This is a genomic window from Micromonospora sp. NPDC050276 (assembly GCF_044459545.1).
Lineage (GTDB): Bacteria > Actinomycetota > Actinomycetes > Mycobacteriales > Micromonosporaceae > Micromonospora.
This window is the reverse complement of record NZ_JBITJA010000016.1, coordinates 15,672-40,222: the sequence shown is the minus strand read 5'-3', so window position 1 is coordinate 40,222 and position 24,551 is coordinate 15,672. Positions and strand designations below refer to the sequence as shown.

The window sequence follows — 24,551 nt, the reverse complement described above, 5'->3', positions numbered from 1 at the left end:
TTGTCGTCGGGTCGCGCTCACCCCCACAAGGCGCGGACCGGGGCCGTGCCTCAGGTGTTCAGCGTCTCGCGCGGCGGTACACCGTAGCTGGCGTGGTAGCGCGCGGTGAATCTGCTGTGGCTGGCGAACCCCCACCGACTGGCGATCGCCGAGACCGTCTCCTGGCGCGGGTCGGCGCGTACCAGGTCGTGGTGTGCCCGCACGAGCCGGATCCGACGCAGGTGGGCCATGGGGGTGGTGCCGAGATGGCGGCGGAAGGCAAGTTGTACCGCCCGCAGCGAGACGCCGGCGGCGCCGGCGATGTCGGCCGCGCTGATGTCCCGGTCGGCGTGCTCCTCCAGGAACGTGATCGCCCGCCGTAACGTGGCGGTGGTGGCGTCGTTCCGGTCCGCGGCGGTCGGTTCGGTGAACGCGGTGTTGGGGAAGACCGCGAGGGCCGCCGCGGCGAGCATCCGCGCGGCGTTGCCGATCACCAGCGGCTGCGCCCCGGCGGCCGGGCTGTTCAACACGGCGTCGCGGACGAAACTGGTGGTGTTGCGCCACTGTCGGGCGAGGGCCGTACCGGTGGCACCCAGATCGGTGAACTGGATCCGACCGGGCCGGCGGGCCGGCGCGGTGGTGGCCACCTGCGTCAGCACCGACAGGTCGAGTACGCAGAGCTCCACCTCACCGGGATACCAGCGGACAGTGCACGGCTCCTCCGGTCGGGTGACGAGAAAGACCTCGCCCGGGTCGAACCGGTGGGCCGGCCCGGCGCAGGAGCGATCGACGCGGGCGGTGCGGGTGCGCCCGACGACCAGTCCGCTGAGGGTGCTGGCACCGATCTCGAGGTGCCCGGTCTGCCGGGTGGTCGCGATGGCGAACGGACCGGTGTCGACGCGGTGGTGGGTGAGCCGGTATCCGTTCCTGCTCTCGAGACGCAGCTTCGGGTCGTACGTGGCGGACAGGAACTCGTGGATGGCCGCCGGGTCATGGCTGTCGAACTGGTGGGTCTGCACTGGCGAGGACGTCATCCGCTGTCTCCGTCCGGTGGAGGTGCCGCCGGGTGGTGGAACGCGTGCCGACGGCAGGATCGGGATGTGCCGGGGTGCTCGGCGGTGACCCGGCACATCGTGGGCCGGCGGTGCGGTGCGGTGGAACGTCGCGAGCGGGACGGCAGCGACCGGTTGAGGGCGTCGGACTGGTCTGACCAATCAGCGGCTCTTGAGCGCAATATCTGTAGATGGGAATATCACCATACGGCAATCGTGGAGGTGCCGTCCTGCTAATCACCGCACGTGTCGGCTCGACTTCGCTTTTCGGCTAGCCCGTCAGATGGTTCTACGTCTGCTGCCCTAGCCACCCGCGCGGCGGACAACGAAATCTTGTTCATGATTCCCCGGTCGTCTCCGGACGACCGGGCGACTGCTGGAGAACGGGACCACTGCCGGGAGACCGGCCCACGGGAGGGGGAAACGTTGGACAGTACCGATCCTGACCGCGTCGTTCGGCTGGCGGTGGCCGAGGCGCTGGCCCGGGTGGCGGACGAGGACAGCCTGGGGCTGGGCGAGGGCGACGCGCTGGCGAGGCTCGGCGGCGGGCTGCGTGCGGTGCTGCGTCGCGCACTCGACGACCGGGTGCCGCTGACCACGCCGGACTTCGTCGACCTCTGCCGTGACCTGGGGCTGGATCGTGACGCCTTCGACCTGCTGGGGCACTACCTGATGACCGCGCTGTTGACTCAGCACGTCGGACCGGACGCCCTGATCCGCGTCGGGGTGCTCTTCGGCACCGTCGGGCGTTACCTGCCCGGTGCCCGTACCGTCCTGCACCGCAACGAGGGCCCCGCGCCACGGCGACGCGACGTGCGTGCGGACAACAGCGTGGTCGGCCGGTACCGCCGTGCGAAGCTGCCGGAGCACCTGCCCAACCCACCGAGTTGGACCTGCACCGGCTGCGGCCGCGAGTGGCCCTGCGCCACCAAGCAGAGCCAACTGCTCGCCGAGTTCGGCGGAGCGCGCGCCTCCCTCGCGGTCTACCTCGGCTCCTGCCTCGTCGCCGCCGCCCAGGACCTGCCCACGTTGCCGCTGCCGCGGGTCCGGCTCCGATTCCTGGGCTGGCTGCCCCGCGCCCGGATCTGACCAGGCCGTCGGCGGGCCCGCGTGCCCTTCCGGGGTCAGGCGCGGCGGCGGGCTCGGGGGGCGGCGGCGCGCCCACCGCGTGCCGCCGCCGCGCCGGTCCGGCGCGAGGCCGGCGCCGCCGGTGCCGGGTCGGCCTGCGCCTGCGTCACCACCTCGCAGAGGTCACGCAGCGGGTCCACCGCCTGGGCCGAGCAGGCGACCCGCTGAAGTAGCGCCCGCAGCGTCCCCGACTCGGCCGGCGTGAGCGCGCCGAGCAGATGGGATTCGATCTGCCGCAGTGCCGACCGCCGCTGCTCCCACGCGGCGTGGCCGGTCGCCGTGACGTCGATCAGCCGGTTGCGCCGGTCGGCCGGGTCCGCCCGACGGGCGACGTATCCGGGCCGTTCCAGGTCGTCGATCAGGTACGTGAGGCCGGTGCGGTCGATGCCGAGTTCCTCGGCGATCGCGCCCTGGTTGCGGGCCGGTCCGTTGATCACTGCGGTGAGCAGCTGGTAGCCGCGAGGCCCACCGGGAAAGTCGGTGAACGCGTGCTCGGCCGCCCGTACGTAACCGCGGAAGACGATCCCGAGCATCCAGCCGAGGTCGTCGTCGAGCGGATCGGGCCGGTCCGGCCGGTGAATGGCACCCGTCATCCCCCGACCATAGCGCAGTCGGGCAGACCTTGTTTGTAACAGATGTTCTGGATGGCATAAGGTTGAGGTCATGGCGCATCGCCCGAGGCGTCGCGGAAATCGGGAGGCTCGCAGATGAGCGACTACGGCCACGACCTGGTCTTCGGATCCTTCGTCACGCCCAGCGCCGGCGATCCGGACCGTACGGTCGGCGTCGCTGTCCTGGCCGAGCAGATCGGGCTGGACCTGGTCACCTTCCAGGACCACCCGTACCAGCCGGCGTTCCTCGACACGTGGACGCTGCTGAACTTCGTCGCGGCCCGCACCAACCGGGTGCACGTGGCGGCGAACGTGACGAACCTGCCACTGCGCCCGCCGGCGGTGCTCGCCCGCAGTGTGGCCAGCCTGGACCTGCTCAGTGGTGGCCGGGTCAGCCTTGGTCTGGGAGCGGGGGCGTTCTGGGACGCCATCGAGGCGATGGGTGGCCGGCGGCTGACCCCCGGCCAGGGCGTACGCGCGCTGGAGGAGGCCATCGAGATCATCCGTCAGCTCTGGGACGTCGAGACGCGTGGCGGAGTGCGGGTCGACGGCGAGTTCTACCGGGTGGTGGGCGCCAAGCGCGGTCCCGCTCCGGCCCACCCGGTGCCGATCTGGCTGGGCGCGTACAAGCCCCGGATGCTCCAACTCACCGGTCGTCGGGCCGACGGCTGGCTGCCCACGCTGGGCTACCTCCAGCCCGGTGATCTGGCCAAGGGCAACGCGATCATCGACGACGCCGCGCAGCAGGCCGGCCGGTCGCCGCAGGAGGTGCGCCGGCTGCTCAACATCGCCGGGCAGTTCTCGGCCGTCGGTCGCGGCCCGCTGAACGGGCCCGCCAAACAGTGGGCGGAGGAGTTGGCCGAGCTGGCGTTGGGGGAGGGCGTCAGCGCCTTCATTCTCGCCGGCGACGACCCGGACGACCTGCGCCGGTTCGCCGGTGAGGTGGTCCCCGCCGTCCGCGAGTTGGTGGCGGCCGAACGTGACCGTGGCGCGGCTGCGGAGCGTACGCCGGCACCGCCGGAGCCGGAGCCGGAGCCGGTCGCTGCCGCGCCGGTCCGGTCGAGCCGCGCGGCCGTGACCGGCGGCGCGTTCGCCGTGGTGCCCACCCCGGACGACGGCGTACGCCGAAGCGAGCGGCAGGTCTGGGACGAGTCGACCCGACCGAGCGGCCCCGCGCCCGATCCGCACCGCACCTACACCCCGCAGGAGCAGGCCACCGGCGCGCACCTCGTGCAGATCCACGACGGCCTGCGCGCCGAGCTGGCCCAGATTCACGACCTGATCGAGCAGGTGGCGGCCGGCGAAATCGACGCCGGGGCGGCCCGGTCGCACATCAACACGATGACCATGCGGCAGAACCGATGGACGCTCGGCGTCTACTGCGAGTCCTACTGCCGCATCGTGACCACCCACCACACGATCGAGGACCAGTCGTTCTTCCCCCGGTTGCGGGCGCATGACCCCCGACTCGGCCCGGTCGTCGACCGGCTGGAGCAGGAGCATCACGTCATCCACGACGTGCTGGAGGGTGTGGACCGGGCCCTGGTCGCGTACGTCGGGTCGCCGGACGGTCTCGCCGAGCTGCGGGCCGCGGTGGACCTGCTGACCGACGCCCTGTTGTCGCACCTTAGCTACGAGGAGCGGGAGCTGGTGGAGCCGTTGGCGCGGTTGGGCATCGCCTGATCGGCGCGGCGCCGCCGCGGCTCGGGGGGTTGCTCCGGTCCAACCTGAGAGACTACTCTCGAAACATGTCTCTCAAGAATCCGTACGGGGATTTCGAGATCACCGAGCCACAGGCACTGCGGGCATTGGCCCACCCGGTCCGGCTGGCGATCCTGGAGCACCTCCAGCGGCACGGTCCGGCCACAGCCACCGGGCTCTCGCCGCACGTCGGCGCCACCCCGTCGGTGGTCAGCTGGCACCTGCGGCATCTCGCGACGTTCGGCCTGGTGCTCGACTGGGACGGTGCCACCAGCAAGCGGGAACGCTGGTGGCAAGCGGCAGCCCGAGGCTTCCGCTTCGCCGCGCCCGAGGGCACTGAGGGGCAGTCCGCCGTCCAGCAGTTGCGCGGCGAGATGTTCGCCCGCAATGCCGAGGTTCCCCAACAGTGGCTGTTGCAGGACGAGCCGCGACTGGACGCCGAGTGGCGTGCGCTGGCAGGCATCGCCGACACCCGGTTCGTGGCCACCGCCGACGAGTTGCGGCAACTGGAGGAGTCGATCGAGGAGCTGATCGCTCCGTACGTACGGCGGAAGGAGGAGTCATCTCCGGACGGCGCGCGGATCGTCCGGATGCTGCGCTACCTCCTGCCCGAGCCCGGCGACGACCCGGCCGCGTCATGACCGCCACCGACACCGCGCCCCCGCCGGCCCTGCACCGCGACCGGCGGTTCCGCACCTTCTGGATCAGCGAGACGATCTCCCAGTTCGGTGACCGGATCAGCGAACTGGCGTTGCCGCTGATCGCCGTCACCCTGCTCACCGCGACGCCCGTGCAGGTCAGCGTCCTCACCGCGCTGATCTGGCTGCCCAACCTGCTGGGTCTGTTCCTGGGTGCCTGGGTGGACCAGCGCACCCACAAGCGGCGGCTCCTGATCATCGCGGATCTGGTCCGCGCGGCGGTGCTGTTCAGCCTGCCCGTGGCCTACCTGTTCGACGCGATCACCCTCACCCACCTCTACCTGGTGGCACTGCTGACCGGCCTCGGGGCGGTGCTGTTCGCCATGGCGCGTCAGGCGTTCTTCGTCGCCCTGGTGCCACGATCGGCGTACGTGGACGCGACCAGCAAACTGAGCATGAGTCGGTCGCTCTCCTTCATCGCCGGCCCGGCCGTTGGCGGTGGGCTGATCCAGGCCCTCAGCGCGCCGGTCGCGATCGTCGTCGACGCGGTGTCCTTCCTCGGCTCGGCGCTGCTGCTCCACCGTATCCCGGTCACCGAGCCGCCCCCGCCGCCGCGTCGGACGTCCACTCTCGGCCTGGTCCGCGAAGGGCTCACGCTGGTGCTGCGACACCCGGTGCTGCGTGCCGCCCTCGGCTGCACCAGCACGGTCAACTTCTTCACCTTCATCGCGAGCGCGTTGCTGGTGCTCTACGCCAGCCGCGAACTCGACCTGTCGGCCGGCGAGATCGGCATCGCCCTCGGGTTCGGCGCGCTCGGCGGGTTCGCGGGTGCGGCGCTCGCTCCACGGGTCTCGCGCGCCATCGGTCTGGGCCGTACCGCCATGATCGGCGCGGTGCTCTTCCCCGTGCCGCTGGCGCTGGCCGCGCTGGTGTCCGGGCCGACGTGGACGAAGGTGGCCATGCTGGCAGCCATCGAGCTGGTCTCCAGCGTCGGGGTGATGTTGATGGACGTGAACCTGAACGCCCTCCTCACCGCCGTGACGCCCGACGACGCGCGAGGACGCCGGGCCGGCGCCTACAGCGCCGTCAACTACGGCATCCGACCGCTCGGTGCGCTGGTTGGCGGTGCGTTGGGCACCACCATCGGGCTGCGGCCCACCCTGGCCGTGGCCGGCTTGGGAGGTGCGCTCGCCGTGCTGTGGTTGCTCGCCTCACCGGTGCGCCACATCCAGACCCTCGACGAACCGGTGGCCTGACCACCGTTGGTCAGGCGGTCTGCGCCAGCAGGATCCGGGCCAGTTCGGCGGGCTGGGAGAACATCGGCCAGTGGCCAGTGTCCATCGTGACCAGTCGCCAGTGGTCACTGGCCAGCAGCTTGGCCACCGTGTCGTTGGGCTCCGGCCCGTCGAGCAGGCACTTGATGTACGTCGCCGGCAGCTCACCCAGTGGACGGCGCAGCACGGCCGGCTCGGTCAGCGTGGCGCCCGGGTGCGGAGTGAAACCCTCGACCAGGCGCGCGACCTGCTCGTCGGTGAGCCCCTGACCGTCGACGTCGGCCGCGCCCAGCGACGCCCAGTAGCCGCCGTTGCCGGCGAGCTGCGCCTCGAAGGCCGCCTGGCCCTGCCACCAGCCGGAGGCGAACGACCCGCCGTCAACCGGCACCTCGGAGTCGACGAAGACCACCCGGGCCAACCGGTCGCCGATCCGCTCGGCGGCCTGACCCACCGGAATGCCCGAGTAACTGTGCCCGACCAGCACCACGTCACGCAGGTCGCGGCGCTCGATCTCGTCGATGATGTCCTGCACGTGGGTCTGCTGCCCGGCGGGCACATCCCGCTTGTCGGCGAGGCCGGTGAGGGTCAGCGGGTGGGTGCCGTGCCCGGCCGACCGCAGGGGTGGCACCACCTCGTCCCATGCCCAGGCCCCCAGCCACGCCCCCGCCACCAACACGAAATCAGCCATGGTCGGGAGCCTAACGCCGACCTGCGACAGGTCGGCGGGTCACGACCAGCTGCGGGCCTCGGCGGCGAACACCTCCGGCGGACTCGCCACCGGTAGCACGCAGAGCAGATGACCACCGGGCGCCCGCAGGATTCGACACTCGAGCCACTGCGACACCTCGGTGGCGCCCAGCGCCGTCAACCGTGCGGTCTCGGCTGGTACGTCGTCGGTCTCGATGTCGAGGTGGAAGCGCGGCGTGTCGTCGACCGCCTGAACCGCGGTGACCAACCCCGGCAGCGCCTCGTGCAGGCCGACGAACTGCGGCTCCGCCGGATCGGACCGGGTGCTGACGCCGAGCGCCGCCGACCAGAACTCCGCCGCCCGCGCGGCCTCCGCCTCGGGGGCGTCGATCAGCAGCGCGTACACACGGCTTCTGTGCATGAGAGGCAGGATACCGAGGGCGGGGGCCTGCCGCTCGACGGCCGCGTGCGCGCAGCGCTGCCCGAGCGGACACTCAGGCGTGGTCCAGTGGGGGAGGCCCAGCGTCCACGGGCATCCGGTAGATCTGGACCGGATAATCGACGGCCGCGTGCCCGCCGTTGAGACCGGCGGTCAGGTGCAGCTGGGCTGCCGGCATCCAGAGCCGGGCGTCGGCGTCCAGCCACACGGCGTCCACCCAGGCCAGCCGGGGGTCGGCGACGAGCGTCCGCACGCTGCGGTCGGGCGCGAGGGCGACGACGCGCCGCCGTTGCACGTCGCTGAGGTAGATGGTGCCGGTGGCGTCGATGGCAGTGCCACCGGTGCTGGGTGTGTCACACCACCGTTCGACCCGCCGGGCCATCTCGTCGGCGGAGACCGACGGGTCGTCCAACCAGCGGGTGGCGATCCGGGACATTCCGCCGGAGGCCGGTTGGTAGTAGAGCCAGCGACCGTCCGGCGACACCTCCAGCTGGTCGACGTGCAGGCGTACCTCGGCACCGTCCGGGTCACGCAGTGTGCGATCGTCGGCGACCAACGGCCCGCCCACCGTGCTCGGATGCCCGTCGAGCACCCGCCGGGGCCGACCCGAGTCGAGGTCGAGCACGATGAGGCCGGCCGCCCCGGCGTCGCTGAGGTACGCCACCGGACCGTTGAACCGGACATCGTCGACGTAACTGTTCGGATGCACCGCCTCGTCCAGGTGGTAGACCCGCTCCACGTGGTCGCCGTCCGGGTTGACCGCGATGAGGCGAGCGCCGCCCGGCACCTGCGCGCCGCCGAGCTGCGGCGTACCCGAGTCGATGATCCACAACCGGCCGTCCGGGCCGGCGCGCAACCCGTTGACGTGCACGAACGCCCCGTCCGGCGGCTGGTCAGCCCGATTCCACGCGGCATCGGGGTACGGGTCACGGCGGCCGTCCGGCAGCGCCTCGACCACCTGCACGCCGGGTCGGTCCGCCGACGGGTAGCTCAGGAACACCCGCCCGTGCAGGGTGGTCACGCCCGTGCACACCCGGTCCTCATGGAGGACCGGCGTCAACCGCGGATCCTCCTCGGTGGGCAGCGACGACATCGGCCCGCTCCTCACCCGCCCGGCGGCGTCCTCGGCCCCAGCCGACGGCCGACGGCATCGGCCATCCGGCGCGGTATCCCCCGGAGCACACCTGGCGAAACCGCCGGCCTCGGGTGCAACCGGCACTCAGCCGGCCTCGGGCGCACCGACGGCACTCAGCCGGCCTGGCGCACCGACGGCACTCAGCCGGTCGGCGGTGCCGGGGGGCCGACCTGGGCGGCGAGCCGCTTCGGGGCCAGCACGCAGTAGCTCTCGGTGAGCAGCTCGCCCACCTCCTCCCAGTCGGTGGTCGGCTCCAGGACCATGCCCATCACGTTCGGGCTCCAGTCCGGTTTGTAGAAGGGACGCCCGCCGGCGAGGAGCCCGGCGATCTCGTCGAGGGGCGACCGGAAGGTCAGCAGGCAGGCGGGCTGGTTGAGTGCGGCGGCCCGCGCGTGGACCGCCTGGCGAACGGGGTCGACGGTGAGCACGTGGGCGAAGGTCCGCTTGCGGATCCGCCAGCGGGTGCCCACTCAGGCGGGCTCCTCGTAGGTCTCCGGCAGACCGAGGCAGATCGGCCGCAGCCGGTCGAGGACCTCGGGCGGGACGTCTCCGGGTGCGGTCACGGGCAACGACGCTAGCCGGGCGGTGTGACACGTTCCGCTCACGCAACGCCCCCCGGGCCGGTGGTGCCCGCCCTGTCGATCGGCCAGGATGGGACTGGACGACCGTGGGCCGTCATCCCGGTCCGACCCGCCCCCGTGCCCGCTGAGGAGTGCCGTGCCGTCCACCCTGCTCTCCCGCCGTGACCTCGACTTCCTGTTGCACGACTGGCTGCGGGTGGCCGAACTTGTCGAGCGTCCCCGTTACGCCGAGCACTCCCGGGAGACCTTCGACGACGCCCTGGACCTCGCCGAGCGGGTGGCCACCGAGCAGTTCGCCCCGCACAACCGCGCCGCCGACCTCGCCGAGCCCACCTTCGACGGGCAGCGCGTGCGGCTGATCCCGCAGGTCCGCGCCGCATTGGACAGCTTCGCCGAGACGGGCCTGCTCACCGCCGGGCTGGACGCCACGGTGGGTGGCCTGCAACTGCCGCACGCCGTCGCGGCCGCCTGCTTCACCTGGTTCCAGGCCGCCAACGTGGCCACCTCGGCGTACCCGTTCCTCACCCTGGGCAACGCCAACCTGCTGCTCGCGCACGGCAGCCCCGAGCAGGTGGACACCTACGTCCGACCCATGCTGGACGGCCGCTTCTTCGGCACCATGTGCCTGTCCGAGCCACACGCCGGCAGCTCACTGGCCGACATCACCACCCGGGCCGAGCCGCAGGCGGACGGCACGTACCGGCTCTTCGGCACCAAGATGTGGATCTCCGGCGGCGACCACGAGCTGGCCGAGAACATCGTGCACCTGGTGCTGGCGCGCATTCCCGGCGCGCCGCCCGGCGTCAAGGGCATCTCGCTGTTCATCGTGCCCAAGGTGCTGGTCGGCCCGGACGGGTCGCTCGGCGACCGCAACGACGTGGTGTTGGCCGGCCTCAACCACAAGATGGGCTTCCGGGGCACCACCAACACCCTGCTCAGCTTCGGCGACGGCGGCCACACCCCGGGAGGCCGCGCCGGCGCGGTGGGTCATCTGGTCGGTGCCCCGCATCAGGGGCTGGCACAGATGTTCCACATGATGAACGAGGCCCGGATCGGGGTCGGGGCAGGCGCCACCGCGTTGGGCTACACCGGCTATCTCAAGAGCCTGGCGTACGCCAAGGAACGGCCGCAGGGTCGGCCGGTCGGCGCGAAGGACCCGGCCGCGGCGCAGGTGCCGATCATCGAACACCCTGACGTACGGCGGATGCTGCTGGCGCAGAAGAGCTACGTGGAGGGCGCGCTGGCGCTGGTCCTCTACTGCGCGCGGCTGCTCGACGAGCAGAAGACCGCCCCGGCCGACGCCGACCGCGAGCGCGCCCATCTGCTGCTGGACGTGCTCACTCCGATCACCAAGAGCTGGCCGTCGCAGTGGTGTCTCACCGCCAACGACCTGGCGATCCAGGTGCTCGGAGGTGCCGGCTACACCCGCGACCACGACGTGGAGCAGCACTACCGGGACAACCGGCTCAACCCGATCCACGAGGGCACCCACGGCATCCAGGCACTGGATCTGCTCGGGCGCAAAATGACCATGCAGGGCGGTGCTGGCCTGGCCCTGCTGACCGCGACGATCGGCGACACGATCGAGCGGGCCCGGCAGGCCGGCGGCGAGGCGGCCGAGCTGGCGGGCCGGCTGGCCGCCACGGTGGACCGGGTCACCGCGGTCACCCGTCGACTGTGGGCCGACGGTGATCCGGTGCTCGCGCTGGCCAACGCCAGCGCCTACCTGGAGGCCGTCGGGCACGTGGTGATCGCGTGGATGTGGTTGGAGCAGGTGCTGGCGCTGCCGCCGGAGAGGGCCGGTGACCCGTTCCACGCCGGCAAGCGGCAGGCCGCGCGCTACTTCTTCAGTGTCGAGTTGCCCCGTACCGGTCCGCAGTTCGACCTGCTGGACAGCCGGGATCGGACGAGCGTCGACATGCGCCCGGACTGGTTCTGACCGGTTCCGTCACCGTCGGCGGGCGTGGTGGTTCATGGCCTGCCGCCCTTTGACGATGCCCAGGATGATCACGATCACCAGCGCGATCAGACCGATGATGATCAGCCAGCGGACCGCCTCGAGGATCAACCCGAGCAGGATCAGCACACCGGCGACCACGCCGACGACCCAGAGCAGTGCACGCATCTCGACCTCCCGTAACCGGCCGCGCCTGCTGCGGCGGGCCCGGCTTCACGTTCCCCCTCCGGCCGACACCATGCGCGAGCGGCGTAACGGAGTTGATCAGAGGCCGGTCCGCGCCACGTAGACGGTGTTGGCCGACTCGCCGCCGGTCAGCGGATTGGCGAACGGCACGACGTGCGCGCGTACGCTCGCGAACACCTCGGTGAGCGCCCCGGTGAAGTCGGCGTCCGGCGGGTCGTCCGACCAGAGCGCGAAGACGCCCTCAGGGCGCAGCAGGGCGGCCAGGCGGCGCAGCCCGGCCGGCGGATAGAACGCCGCGTGACTCGGGTGCAGGACGTTGCGCGGGGAGTGGTCGACGTCGAGCAGCACGGCGTCGAACCGCCGACCGGGCACTTCGGTGTCGAAACCGGTGTCACCGGCCACCGCGGCGAAGAAGTCGGCCTGCACGAAGCGGGTGCGCGGGTCCTCGGCGAGCCCCGCCGCGAACGGCAGCAACCCGCGCCGGTGCCAGTCGATCACGTCCTCGATGGCCTCCACCACCAGCAGCGACCGCACCCGTGGGTCGGCCAGTGCCGCACAGGCGGTGTAGCCCAGCCCGAGACCACCCACCACCACGTCGAGCGAGTCACCGGCCACCTCGGCGAGCCCGAGCCGGGCCAGCTCGATCTCCGCGACCGGGAAGAGGCTGGACATCAGGAACTCGTCGTCCAGCTTGACCTCGTACACCTCGACCTGGAGTGCCGGGTCCCGGCGTCGGCGCAGGCTGATCGCGCCGATCGGAGTCTCCCGCCAGGCCAGCTCTTCGAAACGCGCGCCCACGGGTGCCCTCTCGCCGCCGGATTCGTCCCCGGATGGTAGCGGTTGCCCCGCCACCAGCGGCCACGCAGGGTCCACGGGACATTGACGCAGCGCATATCCTGTGCCCGGCCAATCCACCGGAGGGAACCCCATGCCGTCGCGGCAGGACCAGCTGCACTCCTACCAGTTCAGCGTCCAGCGGGCCGTCGCCGCCCTGGTCATGCGGGAGACCGATCCCGCGCAGTCGCCGTTTCGGCGGCTGGCCGGCGCCGGTCTGGCCAGCGTCCTGGTCGCGGCGATCGGGCTCGGTGGCTTCGCCCTCTACGGCCTGTTCGCCGGCGGCGGCAAGGGGTGGCGCGACCCGGGTGCGGTGATCGTGGAGAAGGAGTCCGGCGCCCGGTTCGTCTACCGCCAGCAGAAGCTGCACCCGGTGCTCAACTACGCCTCGGCGCTGCTCATCGTCGGCGCGGACCGGTCGAAGACCGTGCTGGTGTCCCGGCGCACGATCGACGGGGTGCCGCGCGGGCTGCCGCTGGGCATCGCCGACGCACCGGATTCGCTGCCCGCCCCCGGCCGGCTGGCCACCACGGCGTGGACGGTCTGCTCGACGGTCCCGGCCGGCGCGGGCGTCGGGGCGCCCCGCTCCGCCCTGCTGATCGGCACCGAGCCCGACGGCGGCCGGCCGGTGGGCGACGAGGCGCTGCTGCTGCGCCATCCCGACGGTGGGCTGCACCTGGTTTGGCACCAACGGCGCTACCTCGTTCGCGACCCCAGCAGGGTGCTGGCGGCGCTCGCCACCACCCGGGCCCGGGCGGTCCCGGTGGCGCCGGCACTCCTCAACTCGTTGCCCGCCGGCACCGACCTCGCCCCGCTCGACCTGCCCGCGCTGGGGCGGCCCGCCACCAAGGTGCCGGGTGCCACGATCGGCACGGTCTACCTGGTGAGCAACTCCGGTGGCGGTCGGCAGTACGCGGTGGCGCTCGACGCCGGCCTGGCCGGCATCACCGAGTTGCAGGCGGGGCTGCTGCTGGCTCGCACCGGGCAGGGCGAGCCGACGCCGATGACGTTGGGCCGGTTCGCCGCGCTGCCCACGGTGCCCGACCTCGCCCCGAGCGGCCCGCACGCCCCGCCGCCGACCCCGCCCCGGCTGGTGGCCGGCGACGACGGCGCGCTCTGCACCCGGGTCGCCGACGACGGTGGGGTGGGTGAGGTGCGGTGGGGCGTACCGCTGCGGGACCTGACAGCCGCGCCCCGTACCGCGCCGACCGGCGGCGCGGTGCTGGCCGACCACGTGGTGGTGGAGCCGGGCCGCGGCGCGGTGGTCGAGGCCGCCGCGGCGCCCGGCGCGACCGGCGGCGCGGTCTCCGTGGTCACCGACCTGGGCCGACGGTACGTGCTGGCCGACCGGGACGTGCTCCCGATGCTCGGCTACCGCGACGTGCGCCCGATGCGGCTGCCGGCCGGGCTGGTCAGCCTGGTGCCCGCCGGCGCCACCCTGGACCCGGCCGCCGCCCGGGCCGTCGCCGCCCCCGGCTGAGGAGAACGGGCCCCCGCCGGTGTCAGTCCGCCGGGCGGCGCAGCACGGTGACCGCGAACGGGGCGTCGTCGCGCCACGGGCGCAGGTCCCAGGTGGCGAAGCGCTGCTCCACCCGCAGCCCGGCGGCCACCGCGTCGGCGTCGAACGCGGTCAGCGGGTAGCCGCGCTCGGTGCCGAAGCCCACGGTCAGCACGCCATCGGGTCGCAGGTGCGCGGCCACCCGGCGCAGCACCTCCGGTTCGGTGCCGACGGCGACGAAGGCGAGCACGTTGCCGGCCAGCACCGCCGCGTCGAACGGCTCCGCCTCACCCCGCGCCGGTAGGTCCAGCTCGGCGAGGTCGGCGACCAGCCACGTCGGGCCGGGATAGTCGGCGCGGGCGGCATCCACCAGCGCGGGGTCGGCGTCCACCCCGACCACCGTGTGCCCACGCTCGGCGAGCGCGGCACCGACACGTCCGGTGCCGCTGCCCGCGTCGAGAATCCGTGATCCGGGCGCGACCAGGGCGTCCACCAGTCGGGCCTCACCGGCCAGGTCCGCACCCTCGGCCACGAGCTTGCGGAACCGGTCGATATACCACTGCGAGTGCTCGGGACCGGTGTCGGTCGCCCAGCGGGTCGGGTTGGCCATGGGGTCACCGTAACCGGGCCGGTGGGGGCCTGGCGGGCGACCCGGGACAGCCCGGGTCAGGGCAGCCGGGCCACCGTGATGAACTCGTTGTAGGTGAACACCCGCCCGAGCGGCCGGGCGAACGGGAACGAGTACTGCCGGGTGACGGTCAGGCCCAGCTCCCGACAGGTCTGCGCGGCCTCGGCGAAACCGACGAAACGGACGTGTGAGGCGTCGCTGGCGTACCCGCGCTCCTGCGGGGTGATGAACACGGCCTGGCCGCCCGAGCGCACGTACGGCAGGTAGGAGGAGATGACCTCGCGCGCCTCCTCGGCCGGCAGGTGCTCCAGCAGGTGCGCGGCGAGCAGCGAGTCGAACGCGCCCGGTCGGGCGTGCGGGCTGTCCTTGAACTCCTCCACCGTGTACGCCTCGAGCCCGGCGGCCCGCGAGTGCGCCACCGAGGTCGGGTTGTGGTCCACGCCGACGCCGTTGCCGTCCAGGTTGGCGAGGTTGCGACCCAGGCCGGAGCCGACGTCGAGGGTGTTACCCAGGTTGAGCCGGCGCAGATTCCACCGGTACGGCGCCTGTACGTCGAGCAGCTGCTTCCAGCGGGCACCACCGAGGCGTTGTAGCCGGTCGGTGTAGTCCTCGCCCGCCGTCTCGGTCGGACGGGTCCGTCGTGCCTGGCTCATGCGCCGGCTCCCTCAGCTGTGCCGGATAAGGACGTGCCGATGGTACGGACATGAGAGCGATTGTGGGGGGCGTCACAGCCCGGCGTTTCCGGACTGTGACGCCAACCCGTTCAGCCCTTCTCTGCGCCGCTGGTCAGTCCCTCGGTGAGGAGCCGCTCGCTGGCGAAGAAGAGGATCACGATGGGCAGGGTGAGGACGACCGACCCGGCCATCAGCACCGTCTTGGGCACCTCCACCCCGTCGGCGAGCAGGGACAACCCGAGTGACACCGTCCACCGGTCGGGTTTGTCGACCAGGAACAGCAGCGCGAAGAGGAACTCGTTCCAGGCGATCATGAAGTCGTACAGCGCGACCGCCATGATCGACGGCATCGCCAGGGGCAGGCTGACGCGTCGGATGATGCCGAGCCGACCGGCGCCGTCGATCGCGGCGGACTCCTCCAGGCTGACCGGGATGGTCTCGAAGTAGTTCTTCAGCATGTAGACCGAGACCGGCAGGGTCTGCGAGATGTAGACCAGGACCAGGCCGAACAGCGAGCCGCGCAGCCCGGCCCGGGTGAAGACCACGAACAGCGGGATCGCGATGACGATCGACGGGAACAGGTAGACCGCCAGGAACAGGAAGTCCACCTGCCGCCGGCCGAAGAACCGCAGCCGGGCCACCGCGTACGCGCCGGGAATCGCCACCACCAGGGTGAGCACGGTCGCCGCGACGGCGACCAACCCGCTGTTGCGGATGAAGGTCAGGAAACCCTGGCCGCCGTCGTCGGTGGCCTTCAGCACCTCGGCGTACGTGGCCACGGTCAGCTCACCGAAGCCGACCACCAGCGCGCCGGGGTCGAGCAGCAGCCGCTCGATGGGGCGAACCGAGAGCACCAGCATGTAGTAGAAGGGGAAGACGGTGACCAGCAGGAACACGGCGATCACCAGGCGGCGCAGCCAACGCAGGCTCACCGTCTCGACCACGTCCCGGTCCATCAGCCCACCCTCCGTCCGAAGAAGCGCAGGTAGATCAGCACGAACACGATGAGCACCACGGCCAGCACGACCGCCTGCGCGGCCGCCGCCCCGATGTCGGTACGGGCGGTGAGGAACTCGTACACCCGTACGCTCACCACCTCGGTGCCGGCGGCCCCTCCGGTGAGCAGGTAGACGTCGTCGAACTTGTTGAACGTCATGATGAAGCGCAGCACCCCCAGCAGCGCGATCACCGGCAGCAGGTGCGGCAGCAGGATGTACCGGAAGCGTTGGGTGGGAGTGGCGCCGTCGACGCGGGCGGCCTCCTCCAACTCGCCGGGCACCGCCTGCAGTCGGGCCAGCAGGAACAGGAACGCGAACGGGAAGTACCGCCACGCCTCGAACACGATCACCGTGGTCAGTGCGGTCGACTCCTGGGTGAGGAACGGCACCGGGGCGTCCCAGCCGAGCAGGCGTTGCCCCCACGAGTTGACGATGCCGAGTTGCGGGTCGAGCATCACCTGCCACACGAACGTCGCCGCGACCACCGGCGCCACGTACGGCAGCAGCATGGACGCCCGCACCAGCGTGCGGCCCCGGAACGGCCGGCGGACCACCAGGGCGGCCACCAGACCGAGCAGGATCGACCCGACGGTGCCGCCGATGCTGTAGATCAGCGTGACCCACAGCGTCTCGGCGAAGCCCGGGGTGTGCAGCACCCGGTCGATGTTGTCCAGGGTGAACTCGCCGAACAGGCCGGTCTTGCGCAAGGTGGCGAGCCGGACCCGCTGGAAGGCGAGCACCACGGTCCACACGATCGGAATGCCGATGACCGCGATGGTGACGAGCAGGGTCGGCGCGACCAACGCGAGCCCGGCGCGGGACTCCCGGCGGCGCAGGGTCAGTGGGCGACGGCGGCCGGCCCCTCCCGGCCGCTCCTGGGTGGGGGAGCGGCCGGTTTCGGGCGCGGTGGTGGTCAATTGACGCCCGCCTTGATGGCCTCGACGTCCTTCTTGGCGCGGCCGGCGGCGGCTGCGGCGTCGGACTTGCCGGAGTAGAGGTCGTTCAACGCCTTGGGCACCGGTAGCTCACCGAGCATGGCGCCGACCAGCTTGCCCTGCCCCTGGGTGAGACCCCAGCGTTGGAAGGTGTCCGGGCTGCGGCGCAGGGTACCCAGCACTTCGTCGCCGTACACGTCCGCGAGAGGCTTCTTCACGTCCACCCCGGCCGGGCTGGTGGCCCACTGGGTCAGGTAGGCCTCGGGCTCAGCCGGGGTGCCCTTGCGCACCGGAAAACGGCCCTCGGGGGACATGCCGAACCAGCGCGGGTAGCCGTCACTGAGCATGTACTCCACGAAGGACTTCGCCGGATCGGCTGCCGCGCCGTCCAGCACGGCCCACGAGCTGATCTCGCCGTACTGTGCCGGCTCGGTGCCGTTCGGGCCCTTGATCGCGGTGACGAACCCGCTGTTCTTCGCGAGGAAACCCGGGTCGGCCTGGCACTGCGGGCAGGTCGGCTTGGCGTCGTTGCGCAGCCCGGCCAGCTCGTCGAGGATGAACGGCGACCAGACCACCATGGCCGCCTTGCCCGCGAAGTAGGTGGCCCGGGTGGTGTCCACGTCCTGTGCGCCCTTCACCGAGCTGCTGCGGATCAGGTCGCCGTAGAAGCGGAACGCCTCGACGCACTCGGGTGAGTCGAGAGTGACCTTCCCGGAGTCGTCGGTGAGCTGGCAGCCGTTGGCCAGTGCCAGGTGCTCGAAGGTCTGCTGGGTGAACACGTCGCTGGGGGCGGTCGCCGCGGTGATCCCGGCGACGCCACCGGTGTTGAGTTTCGTCGCGGCGTCGGTGATCCGCTCGTACGTGTCGGGGGCGGGCAGACCGGCCGCCGCGAACAGGTCCTTGCGGTAGACGAGCAGCTGCCCCCACCCGTCGCTGGGCACGGAGAGCTGCGTGCCGTCGTCGGAGGTCAGCTCCAGCGCCCGGGGCGAGAACGTCTGCTTGCCCAGCCTGTCGACGACCTCCGCGTTCGCCGAGGCGTGCAGCAGCTCGTTGCCGGCGAGCGTCCGGATGCCGGCCAGGGAGACCGATCCGACCACGTCGGGCAGGTCGCCGGCGGCGGCGTTGGCGGCGATGAGGGAGGGGAACTGGTCCTCGTTGACGGTCACGAGGTCGACCTGGATCCCGGTCTTCGCGGTGAAGTCCGCGATGATCGCCTTGGTGGCGGTGACCCGGTCGGCCACGTCCTCCAGGCTCCACACGGTGATCTTCTTGCTGTTGCTGTCCGGTTCGTCGTCTCCGCAGGCCAGCAGCGTGGACGTGGTCAGTGCCAGGATCAGGGTGGTGGCGAGTATCCGCCTCGGAGGTGCTGACATCGGTGGCACTCCTCTCGAAGGGTACATGACGGATCCAACACCTTCGATTGATCAATAGCAAGACATAGTGCGATTTTTTGCTATCCTGGATCCCAGTGCTACCGGGATGTGACACATGGGCAACTGGGTGGTCTCTCTCGCCGGGCCTCGACGCATCAGCCTCGAGCCCTGTCCACCGGATCCGCTCGGCCCCGGCCAGGTCCGAGTCCGCACCTGTTACTCGGGCATCTCCGCCGGCACCGAGCTGACCCTCTACCGGGGCAGCAATCCCCGGCTCAGCAAGGACTGGGACGACGCCGCCCGGATGTTCGTCCCCCGACAGACCCCGGTGCCGTACCCGCTGATCGGCTTCGGCTACGAAGAGGTCGGCGAGATCATCGAGGTCGCACCCGGTGTCACCGACCGCCAACCGGGGCAGCTCGTCTGGGGCATCTGGGGGCATCGGGCCGAGGCGGTGCTCGCCGCCGACGCGGTCCGTGCGCTCCCCGCCGGCCTGGATCCGCTCGCCGCGGTCTTCGCCCGCCCCGGCGCCATCGCGCTGACCGCCGTACTCGCCGGTGACCTGCACCTTGGCGACTGGGTCGGCGTCTTCGGACAGGGCGTCATCGGGTTGCTCGCCACCCGACTCGCCGTGCTCTCCGGGGCCCGGGTGGTGGCCGTCGACCCGGTGCCCGACCGGTTGGAGCACGCCGCCCGATACGGCGCTCGATCCACCGTGGACGCCACCGTGGCGTCCGCCGCCGCCGTGCTGCGCCAGGCCACCGGCGGTCGGGGCGCCGATGTCTGCCTGGAGCTGTCCGGGGCGTACCCGGCGCTGCACGAGGCGATCCGATCCACCACGCACGCCGGCCGGGTCGTGGCCGCCGGCTTCTACCAGGGCCAGGCCGACGCGCTCGGCCTCGGTGAGGAGTTCCACCACAACCGCATCCAGTTGGTCGCCGCCCAGGTTTCCGGGCCCACCCCCGCGCCGAGCATGGCCGGCCGGTGGACCGGAGAACGGGTCGCGCAGACCTTCATGGACCTGGTGGCCGACCGCAGCGTCGACCCGTTGCCGCTGGTCAGCCACATCGTCGACGCCAGCGCGGTCGCCGACGCCCTCGCGCTGCTCGACCGCGGCGCCGGTGACGTCCTCCAAGTCGTGCTGAGGTTCTGATGACCACCATCGCGCTGGCCTGTCAGGAACAACTCCTGCCGGGCACCAACCTGATCCAGAAGTACGCCCTCGCGGCCGCCCTCGGCTACCAGGGCATCGAGCTACGCGGCCGCGGCGACCTCGCGTTCGCCCGCCGGCTGCCCGAGCTGCGCCGAGCCCGCGCCGCCGGGGTGGTGATGCCCACCGTCTGCGTCGAGATGGACCACTTCATCGGTGACTTCGACCCCGACCGGTCCGCCGACGCCGTCCGCAACCTGCGCTCCCAGCTCTCGGTGATCGCTCAGCTGGGCGGCGTCGGGGTGATGACCCCGGCCGCCTGGGGGATGTTCTCCCGGCGACTGCCGCCGTTCGAGCCGCCGCGCCCGCCGGCCGGCGACCGGCAGGTGCTCCTCGACACCCTCGGCGAGCTGGGCGAACACGCCCGGGCCGAGGGGGTCACCCTCTTCCTGGAACCCCTCAACCGGTACGAGGATCACATGGTCAACCGGCTCGACGAGGCGGTGGCGCTGTGCGCCGCGCTGGGGCTGCCGTCGGTCCGGGTGGTCGCCGACACCTTCCACATGAACATCGAGGAGGACGACGTGCACCGCGCGCTGCGCGCCGCCGCGCCGTACCTCGGGCACGTGCAGGTCAGCGACTCCAACCGGTACCAGCCCGGCGCCGGGCACCTGGACTGGCCGGCGCTGGTGCGTACCCTGCTGGAGCTGGACTACCGGGGGTGGCTGGCCCTGGAGTGCCGGCTACGCGGCGACCCGGTCCGGGCCCTGCAGCAGGCCGCCACGGTGCTGCGGCACGCGCAGCCCCGGCGGGCCGCCGCGTGACCGCCGCCGCGGCCCGCACGGGTGGCCCGGCGGAGGCGACCGGGCTGCGTCGACTCGCGGTCGACACCCTCGACGCCAACTGGGAGCACGACCACACCGTGCCCTCACGCACGCTCTACCCGCACCAGTGGAGCTGGGACTCCGCGTTCATCGCGATCGGGCTGGCCCACATCCGCCCCGATCGAGCCTGGCGGGAGCTGGCGAGCCTGTTCCGGGCGCAGTGGGCCGACGGACGGGTGCCGCACATCGTGTTCAACCCGGCGCTGCGGGTCGGCGCGTACTTCCCGGGGCCGGAGATGTGGCGCTCGGCCGGCGTCACCGGAGCACCGACGGTGGCCACCTCCGGCCTGGTCCAGCCGCCGGTGCACGCGCTCGCCGCGCTGCTGGCGTACCGGCGGGCACCCGACCCGACCGGCCTGGCCGCGCTGCGCCAGCTCTATCCCGCGCTGGTCGCCCAACAGCGCTACCTGGCCGACCGGCGGGACGTGGCGGGCGACGGACTGGTCTGCGTCGTGCACCCGTGGGAGTCCGGGTTGGACAACAGTCCCGCCTGGGACGAGCCGATGGCCGCGGTACCGGCCGAGGCGGCCGTCATGCGCGCGTACCGTCGGCACGACACGGCGCACGCCGCCGCCGCGCACCGCCCCACGGACCTGGACTACGCGCGTTACCTGGCGATCGTCGCCCCCTACCGCGACCACGGCTACTCCGATCGCGACCTGGCCACCGGTCACCCGTTCCTGGTGGAGTGCCCGCTGTTCAACACGGCGTTCGGGGCCGCCGAACACGCCCTCGCCGAGATCGCCGCGCTCCTCGGCGACGACCCCGGGCCGCACCGGGCCCGCGCGGCCCGGATCACCGAAGCCCTCCTCCGCCGGCTGTACGACCCGAGCACCGGCACGTTCCAGCCCCGTGACCTGCGCACCGACCGACTGCTCAGCGCGCGTACCGGGCTCGGGTTGACCCCACTGATCCTGCCGGACCTGCCGGCCCGGCAGGCCGACGCGCTGGTCGTCGAGGCCCGGTCGGCGCGCTTCGGGGTGGCCCGGCGGATGGACCGGCCGCTGCCCACCTACGACCGCACCGCACCCGACTTCGAGCCGCTGCGCTACTGGCGTGGGCCGAGTTGGCTCAACATCGGCTGGCTGGTCCACCGTGGGCTGCTCGCGCACGGGCACCCGGAGTTGGCCGCCGGGCTGCGCCGCTCGATGATCGATCTGGTCGCCGGGGCCGGCTGCCACGAGTACTTCCACCCGGACACCGGTGCCGGGCTGGGCTCACCGGCGTTCAGCTGGACCGCCGCGCTGTTGCTCGACCTGCTGGCCGACTGAGCGCGGTGCCGGATGGTAGCGTCCCCGATCCGAGCGGCCGGAGGGAGCATGGTGCGCGAGATCGACAAGGTGGCCTGGATCCTCATCGAGGACGATCGGGTGCTGAGCACCCGATCGGCGGGCAAGGACGTCTGGTACCTGCCGGGTGGCAAGCGCGAACCGGGCGAGACCGACCTGGAGACCCTGCGCCGAGAGATCGACGAGGAGTTGAGCGTCGAGGTCGACGTGCGCGATGCCGTACACGTGGGCACCTTCACCGCTCAGGCGCACAGCCACGCGGCCGGCGTCACCGTGCGGATGACCTGCTACCGGGCCGGCTATCAGGGTCAGCTGCGTCCGGCCAGCGAGATCGCCGAGATGGCCTGGCTGGGGTACGCGGACCGGCACCGCACCTCGCCGGTCGACCAGATCATCTTCGACCACCTGCTGGGCGAGGGCCTGCTGCGCTAGGGGCAGTTTGTCGCGGCCGGCCAGGGGTAACCGCCCGAGCGTGACCGACGGCGACGGCTTCCCGTACTTCATCGACGCGGTGTCCCGCCGGTCCGGCCTGCCGTCCCCGCAGGCCGCCGTGCTCGCCCGCGCCGTGCTCCGGACGTTGGCCGAGCGGGTGACCGGCGGCGCGCCCGACGACCTCGTCGGGCACCTTCCGAACGACGTCGACGGATACCTGACTGGCCCAACCCCGGATGCCGCCCGGGCCGCTGGGCCGGATGCGGCCGGGGCCGTCGGGCCGGATGCGGCCGGGGTCGTTGGGCCGGATGCGGCCGGGGTCGTCGGGCCGGATGCGGCCGGGGCCGTCGGGCCGGATGCGGTCGTCCTGGGGCCGGATGCCGGTGCCGAGGGGCTGACCAGCGGGGTGGGTCTGGAGGTCGGTGGCGCAGCGGCCGTACCGCCGACGGACGCCGGCCCGGCGGAGTTCCTTCGTCGGGTGGCACAGCGCGCCGGGGTGGACCCGGCCACCGCCCGCGCCGGGACCGGCGCCGTCTTCGCCACCCTGCGCGAGGCGATGACCGTACGGGAGTTCCGGGCGATGGTGGCGCGACTGCCGCACGACGACGGGCGCTGACCTGCGGCTGGACCGCGAGCCGCCCGGCTCGGCCGCGCCCGGCTCGGCCCGGCCCGGCCCGGCTCGGCCCGGCTCGGCCCGGCTCGGCCCGGCTCGGCCCGGCTCGGCCCGGCTCGGCTCGGCTCGGCTCGGCTCGGCTCGGCTCGGCTCGGCCCGGCCCGGCCGCGCCCGGCGAGATCGACTCGCGTTTGTGGAAGTCGGGGTGTCCCGCTGCCCGCGACACGCCGACTTTCATGAGCCCGAGTCGATCATTCAGGCCAGGGTGTCGGGATTGTCCGGACTGGGTGGGATGCGGCATGGTACGAGTGCTCGGTGGATCCCGATGGTCGCCCCCGAGACGACGTCACCCGCCCACGGCGTCGTCGTGTGGTGGAGCGCGCCAGGGCGGCGGCCGCCCAGGCTCGTGGTCGGGGCGGCCGGGCCGGCCGGCTGCGGCTGAGTCAGCTGGAGGTCGCCTTGGTGATCTCGGTGCAGGCGGGCCTCGCCGCGGCCCTGGCCTGGGCGATCGGGCACAACGTGCTGGGCAACCCGGCGCCGATCTTCGCGCCGTCCGCGGCCGTGGGCACCATCGTCGCCGCGCTCGGTCAACGGGCACGCCGCACGGTCGAACTGCTGATCGGGGTCGGCCTCGGTATCGCCACCACTGACTTCCTGCTGTCCTTTCTGGGCACCGGATTCTGGCAGACCGGATTCATCGTCGGGTGCGCGATCTTCGCCACGCTGGTGCTGTTCGGGCGCAGCGGCGCCGCCGTCGGTCAGGCCGGCGGTACGGCGGTGCTGCTCGCCGCGCTCAGCCCCGCCCAGCAGGACCTTGAGTGGCCCCGGATCGTGGAGGCGATGGTCGGTGGGGTGGTGGGCCTCGTGGTGGTGGCAGTGCTGGTGCCGCTGAACCCGATGCGGATCCTCGACCGGGACGCCGCACCGATCTACACGTGCCTCGCCGCTCAACTGCGGGAGGTCTCCGCCGCGCTCGGTGCCGGCGACCAGCAGCGGGCGGTACGCGCGTTGGACGTACTGCGGGGAATGGGCCCGGACCTCGACCGGATGCACCAGGCGCTCAGTGGCGCCGAGGAGGTGGTGAGCCTCGCGCCCGCCCGGTGGCTGCGTCGTCAGGATGTGGAGCGGTTCGCGCGTGCCAGCCAGCAGGTGGAACGCGTCATCGAACACGGTCGGGGAGTGGCCCGGCGGTCAGCGATGGCGTTGCAGTACGACGAGCCGATCCCGGCCGACCTGCCGGCCAGCGTCGGACGGCTCGCCGACGCGGTGGAGCTGCTGCGTCGGGAACACCGCGCCGGTCGGCCGACCGAGCGCACCCGCCAGGCCGCACTCGACGCCGTCCACCAGGGCGGTCGCGCCCGTGCGCGGGGCGTCGACGAGTTCGGCGACGCGGTGGTGACCCAACTGCGCACCGCCGCCAGTGACCTCCTGCGTGCCGCCGGATGCGATGCGACAAGCGCCAACCAGTTGGTACGGGAGGCCGAGCAGCGCGGCGAGGAATCGCTCGGGCCAGGTGGCGCATCCCAGTGAGCGACGCCCCGGGGATCAGGCGCGGACCTCGCCCTGGGAAGGGTCGCGGCATACGATGCAGAGGGCTTGCCGTCGCGATGTGGCAGACGGGTGCTTTTCTCTCTGGCGCTGACCATCGCGCAGCAGAGCGCCCGCGAGGCGTGTGGCATGGACGCCGGTCTGCCCACGATCCACACCACCGAATTCCAGCGCATGACGGTCGACGACGGTCACGGGCACGTGGTGCCCGGCTGGGAGGCACGAGTGTTCTTCACCTGTCCCGGGCCGCCGATCGCCTAGCGTCACCGGAGCGCCCGAGCGGGGTGGGCCCGATCCACTGCCGGAGCGTCCCCGCTGCCTGGTCTC

General features: G+C 72.2%; 26 protein-coding genes. 13 read left to right on the top strand and 13 right to left on the bottom strand.

All coding sequences use genetic code 11. The features are described from left to right. Positions 1-50 precede the first annotated feature (50 nt). Positions 51-1,013 carry a helix-turn-helix transcriptional regulator gene (locus ACIBF8_RS27310; RefSeq protein WP_396786752.1) on the bottom strand — a complete coding sequence of 321 codons (963 nt, stop codon included), beginning with the start codon at positions 1,011-1,013 and terminating at the stop codon, positions 51-53. A 444-nt stretch (positions 1,014-1,457) separates the two neighbouring features. Between ACIBF8_RS27310 and ACIBF8_RS27305 the strand changes: the two genes are divergently transcribed. Further along, positions 1,458-2,120, top strand: coding sequence for a hypothetical protein (locus ACIBF8_RS27305; RefSeq protein ID WP_396786750.1), 663 nt, complete (start codon positions 1,458-1,460; stop codon positions 2,118-2,120). A 35-nt stretch (positions 2,121-2,155) separates the two neighbouring features. On the opposite strand, the gene ACIBF8_RS27300 is transcribed toward ACIBF8_RS27305, so the two are convergent. Further along, entirely contained in the window at positions 2,156-2,752 is a 597-nt protein-coding gene (locus ACIBF8_RS27300) for a MarR family winged helix-turn-helix transcriptional regulator (protein WP_396786748.1), read from the bottom strand. A gap of 114 nt (positions 2,753-2,866) precedes the next feature. Here ACIBF8_RS27300 and ACIBF8_RS27295 point away from each other — a divergent pair, with 114 nt between their 5' ends. The 3 genes from ACIBF8_RS27295 to ACIBF8_RS27285 all read left to right on the top strand — a co-directional run bounded on the left by ACIBF8_RS27295 (position 2,867) and on the right by ACIBF8_RS27285 (position 6,365). Then, positions 2,867-4,453, top strand: coding sequence for an LLM class flavin-dependent oxidoreductase (locus ACIBF8_RS27295; RefSeq protein WP_396786747.1), 1,587 nt, complete (start codon positions 2,867-2,869; stop codon positions 4,451-4,453). Positions 4,454-4,518: 65 nt separating this feature from the next. Then, positions 4,519-5,112, top strand: coding sequence for an ArsR/SmtB family transcription factor (locus tag ACIBF8_RS27290; protein ID WP_396786745.1), 594 nt, complete (start codon positions 4,519-4,521; stop codon positions 5,110-5,112). Then, the gene (locus tag ACIBF8_RS27285) at positions 5,109-6,365 is read left to right on the top strand and encodes an MFS transporter (protein WP_396786744.1); all 1,257 of its coding nucleotides are present in this window, start codon (positions 5,109-5,111) and stop codon (positions 6,363-6,365) included. Before ACIBF8_RS27290 ends, ACIBF8_RS27285 begins: the two co-directional genes overlap by 4 nt. 10 nt (positions 6,366-6,375) lie before the next feature. On the opposite strand, the gene ACIBF8_RS27280 is transcribed toward ACIBF8_RS27285, so the two are convergent. From ACIBF8_RS27280 to ACIBF8_RS27265, 4 genes are all read right to left on the bottom strand, one after another. Further along, entirely contained in the window at positions 6,376-7,071 is a 696-nt protein-coding gene (locus tag ACIBF8_RS27280; RefSeq protein WP_396786742.1) for an alpha/beta fold hydrolase, read from the bottom strand. Between the two features lie 39 nt (positions 7,072-7,110). After that, the gene (locus ACIBF8_RS27275) at positions 7,111-7,491 is read right to left on the bottom strand and encodes a VOC family protein (RefSeq protein WP_396786740.1); all 381 of its coding nucleotides are present in this window, start codon (positions 7,489-7,491) and stop codon (positions 7,111-7,113) included. A gap of 73 nt (positions 7,492-7,564) precedes the next feature. Then, positions 7,565-8,602, bottom strand: coding sequence for an L-dopachrome tautomerase-related protein (locus ACIBF8_RS27270; protein ID WP_396786739.1), 1,038 nt, complete (start codon positions 8,600-8,602; stop codon positions 7,565-7,567). Positions 8,603-8,784: 182 nt separating this feature from the next. Then, positions 8,785-9,114, bottom strand: coding sequence for an MmcQ/YjbR family DNA-binding protein (locus ACIBF8_RS27265; RefSeq protein WP_396786737.1), 330 nt, complete (start codon positions 9,112-9,114; stop codon positions 8,785-8,787). A gap of 247 nt (positions 9,115-9,361) precedes the next feature. Between ACIBF8_RS27265 and ACIBF8_RS27260 the strand changes: the two genes are divergently transcribed. Continuing rightward, the gene (locus tag ACIBF8_RS27260) at positions 9,362-11,164 is read left to right on the top strand and encodes an acyl-CoA dehydrogenase (protein WP_396786735.1); all 1,803 of its coding nucleotides are present in this window, start codon (positions 9,362-9,364) and stop codon (positions 11,162-11,164) included. Between the two features lie 9 nt (positions 11,165-11,173). On the opposite strand, the gene ACIBF8_RS27255 is transcribed toward ACIBF8_RS27260, so the two are convergent. Then, on the bottom strand, positions 11,174-11,350 hold the full coding sequence (locus tag ACIBF8_RS27255; protein ID WP_396786733.1) for a hypothetical protein: 177 nt from the start codon (positions 11,348-11,350) through the stop codon (positions 11,174-11,176). 96 nt (positions 11,351-11,446) lie between these two features. Beyond that, the gene (locus tag ACIBF8_RS27250) at positions 11,447-12,166 is read right to left on the bottom strand and encodes a spermidine synthase (RefSeq protein ID WP_396786731.1); all 720 of its coding nucleotides are present in this window, start codon (positions 12,164-12,166) and stop codon (positions 11,447-11,449) included. A 130-nt stretch (positions 12,167-12,296) separates the two neighbouring features. Here ACIBF8_RS27250 and eccB point away from each other — a divergent pair, with 130 nt between their 5' ends. Beyond that, positions 12,297-13,682 (top strand): type VII secretion protein EccB, encoded by a 1,386-nt coding sequence (eccB, locus tag ACIBF8_RS27245; protein ID WP_396786729.1) that lies wholly within the window; start codon positions 12,297-12,299, stop codon positions 13,680-13,682. A gap of 22 nt (positions 13,683-13,704) precedes the next feature. On the opposite strand, the gene ACIBF8_RS27240 is transcribed toward eccB, so the two are convergent. The 5 genes from ACIBF8_RS27240 to ACIBF8_RS27220 form a co-directional block, all read right to left on the bottom strand. Beyond that, positions 13,705-14,310 carry a class I SAM-dependent methyltransferase gene (locus ACIBF8_RS27240; protein WP_396786727.1) on the bottom strand — a complete coding sequence of 202 codons (606 nt, stop codon included), beginning with the start codon at positions 14,308-14,310 and terminating at the stop codon, positions 13,705-13,707. A gap of 56 nt (positions 14,311-14,366) precedes the next feature. Continuing rightward, positions 14,367-14,981: a methyltransferase domain-containing protein gene (locus ACIBF8_RS27235; RefSeq protein WP_396786725.1), complete on the bottom strand. Its 615-nt coding sequence runs from the start codon at positions 14,979-14,981 to the stop codon at positions 14,367-14,369. Between the two features lie 110 nt (positions 14,982-15,091). After that, complete coding sequence (locus ACIBF8_RS27230; RefSeq protein ID WP_396786723.1) at positions 15,092-15,958, bottom strand: carbohydrate ABC transporter permease; 867 nt, start codon at positions 15,956-15,958, stop codon at positions 15,092-15,094. Beyond that, on the bottom strand, positions 15,958-16,917 hold the full coding sequence (locus ACIBF8_RS27225; RefSeq protein WP_396786721.1) for a carbohydrate ABC transporter permease: 960 nt from the start codon (positions 16,915-16,917) through the stop codon (positions 15,958-15,960). The genes ACIBF8_RS27230 and ACIBF8_RS27225 overlap by 1 nt, the downstream gene beginning before the upstream one ends. Next, positions 16,914-18,308 (bottom strand): ABC transporter substrate-binding protein, encoded by a 1,395-nt coding sequence (locus ACIBF8_RS27220; RefSeq protein WP_396786719.1) that lies wholly within the window; start codon positions 18,306-18,308, stop codon positions 16,914-16,916. The genes ACIBF8_RS27225 and ACIBF8_RS27220 overlap by 4 nt, the downstream gene beginning before the upstream one ends. A 115-nt stretch (positions 18,309-18,423) precedes the next feature. Here ACIBF8_RS27220 and ACIBF8_RS27215 point away from each other — a divergent pair, with 115 nt between their 5' ends. The 7 genes from ACIBF8_RS27215 (at position 18,424) to ACIBF8_RS27185 (ending at position 24,485) form a co-directional block, all read left to right on the top strand. Next, the gene (locus ACIBF8_RS27215; protein ID WP_396786717.1) at positions 18,424-19,461 is read left to right on the top strand and encodes a zinc-binding dehydrogenase; all 1,038 of its coding nucleotides are present in this window, start codon (positions 18,424-18,426) and stop codon (positions 19,459-19,461) included. Beyond that, positions 19,461-20,282: a TIM barrel protein gene (locus tag ACIBF8_RS27210; RefSeq protein WP_396786715.1), complete on the top strand. Its 822-nt coding sequence runs from the start codon at positions 19,461-19,463 to the stop codon at positions 20,280-20,282. The genes ACIBF8_RS27215 and ACIBF8_RS27210 overlap by 1 nt, the downstream gene beginning before the upstream one ends. Beyond that, on the top strand, positions 20,279-21,613 hold the full coding sequence (locus ACIBF8_RS27205) for an MGH1-like glycoside hydrolase domain-containing protein (RefSeq protein WP_396786713.1): 1,335 nt from the start codon (positions 20,279-20,281) through the stop codon (positions 21,611-21,613). Before ACIBF8_RS27210 ends, ACIBF8_RS27205 begins: the two co-directional genes overlap by 4 nt. 51 nt (positions 21,614-21,664) lie before the next feature. After that, on the top strand, positions 21,665-22,063 hold the full coding sequence (locus tag ACIBF8_RS27200) for an NUDIX domain-containing protein (protein ID WP_396786856.1): 399 nt from the start codon (positions 21,665-21,667) through the stop codon (positions 22,061-22,063). A gap of 40 nt (positions 22,064-22,103) precedes the next feature. Then, positions 22,104-22,679 (top strand): DUF2267 domain-containing protein, encoded by a 576-nt coding sequence (locus ACIBF8_RS27195; protein WP_396786711.1) that lies wholly within the window; start codon positions 22,104-22,106, stop codon positions 22,677-22,679. A gap of 369 nt (positions 22,680-23,048) precedes the next feature. Beyond that, the gene (locus ACIBF8_RS27190) at positions 23,049-24,206 is read left to right on the top strand and encodes an aromatic acid exporter family protein (RefSeq protein WP_396786709.1); all 1,158 of its coding nucleotides are present in this window, start codon (positions 23,049-23,051) and stop codon (positions 24,204-24,206) included. A 90-nt stretch (positions 24,207-24,296) separates the two neighbouring features. Beyond that, entirely contained in the window at positions 24,297-24,485 is a 189-nt protein-coding gene (locus ACIBF8_RS27185; RefSeq protein ID WP_396786707.1) for a hypothetical protein, read from the top strand. Positions 24,486-24,551: the final 66 nt, after the last annotated feature.

Bases quoted from the DNA above. Each gene is read 5' to 3' on its own strand.
- ACIBF8_RS27310 (WP_396786752.1), bottom strand. From the start codon at position 1,013: ATGACGTCCTCGCCAGTGCAGACCCACCAGTTCGACAGCCATGACCCG.
- ACIBF8_RS27300 (WP_396786748.1), bottom strand. From the start codon at position 2,752: ATGACGGGTGCCATTCACCGGCCGGACCGGCCCGATCCGCTCGACGAC.
- ACIBF8_RS27295 (WP_396786747.1), top strand. From the start codon at position 2,867: ATGAGCGACTACGGCCACGACCTGGTCTTCGGATCCTTCGTCACGCCC.
- ACIBF8_RS27290 (WP_396786745.1), top strand. From the start codon at position 4,519: ATGTCTCTCAAGAATCCGTACGGGGATTTCGAGATCACCGAGCCACAG.
- ACIBF8_RS27285 (WP_396786744.1), top strand. From the start codon at position 5,109: ATGACCGCCACCGACACCGCGCCCCCGCCGGCCCTGCACCGCGACCGG.
- ACIBF8_RS27280 (WP_396786742.1), bottom strand. From the start codon at position 7,071: ATGGCTGATTTCGTGTTGGTGGCGGGGGCGTGGCTGGGGGCCTGGGCA.
- ACIBF8_RS27275 (WP_396786740.1), bottom strand. From the start codon at position 7,491: ATGCACAGAAGCCGTGTGTACGCGCTGCTGATCGACGCCCCCGAGGCG.
- ACIBF8_RS27270 (WP_396786739.1), bottom strand. From the start codon at position 8,602: ATGTCGTCGCTGCCCACCGAGGAGGATCCGCGGTTGACGCCGGTCCTC.
- ACIBF8_RS27255 (WP_396786733.1), bottom strand. From the start codon at position 11,350: ATGCGTGCACTGCTCTGGGTCGTCGGCGTGGTCGCCGGTGTGCTGATC.
- eccB (WP_396786729.1), top strand. From the start codon at position 12,297: ATGCCGTCGCGGCAGGACCAGCTGCACTCCTACCAGTTCAGCGTCCAG.
- ACIBF8_RS27240 (WP_396786727.1), bottom strand. From the start codon at position 14,310: ATGGCCAACCCGACCCGCTGGGCGACCGACACCGGTCCCGAGCACTCG.
- ACIBF8_RS27235 (WP_396786725.1), bottom strand. From the start codon at position 14,981: ATGAGCCAGGCACGACGGACCCGTCCGACCGAGACGGCGGGCGAGGAC.
- ACIBF8_RS27230 (WP_396786723.1), bottom strand. From the start codon at position 15,958: ATGGACCGGGACGTGGTCGAGACGGTGAGCCTGCGTTGGCTGCGCCGC.
- ACIBF8_RS27220 (WP_396786719.1), bottom strand. From the start codon at position 18,308: ATGTCAGCACCTCCGAGGCGGATACTCGCCACCACCCTGATCCTGGCA.
- ACIBF8_RS27215 (WP_396786717.1), top strand. From the start codon at position 18,424: ATGGGCAACTGGGTGGTCTCTCTCGCCGGGCCTCGACGCATCAGCCTC.
- ACIBF8_RS27210 (WP_396786715.1), top strand. From the start codon at position 19,461: ATGACCACCATCGCGCTGGCCTGTCAGGAACAACTCCTGCCGGGCACC.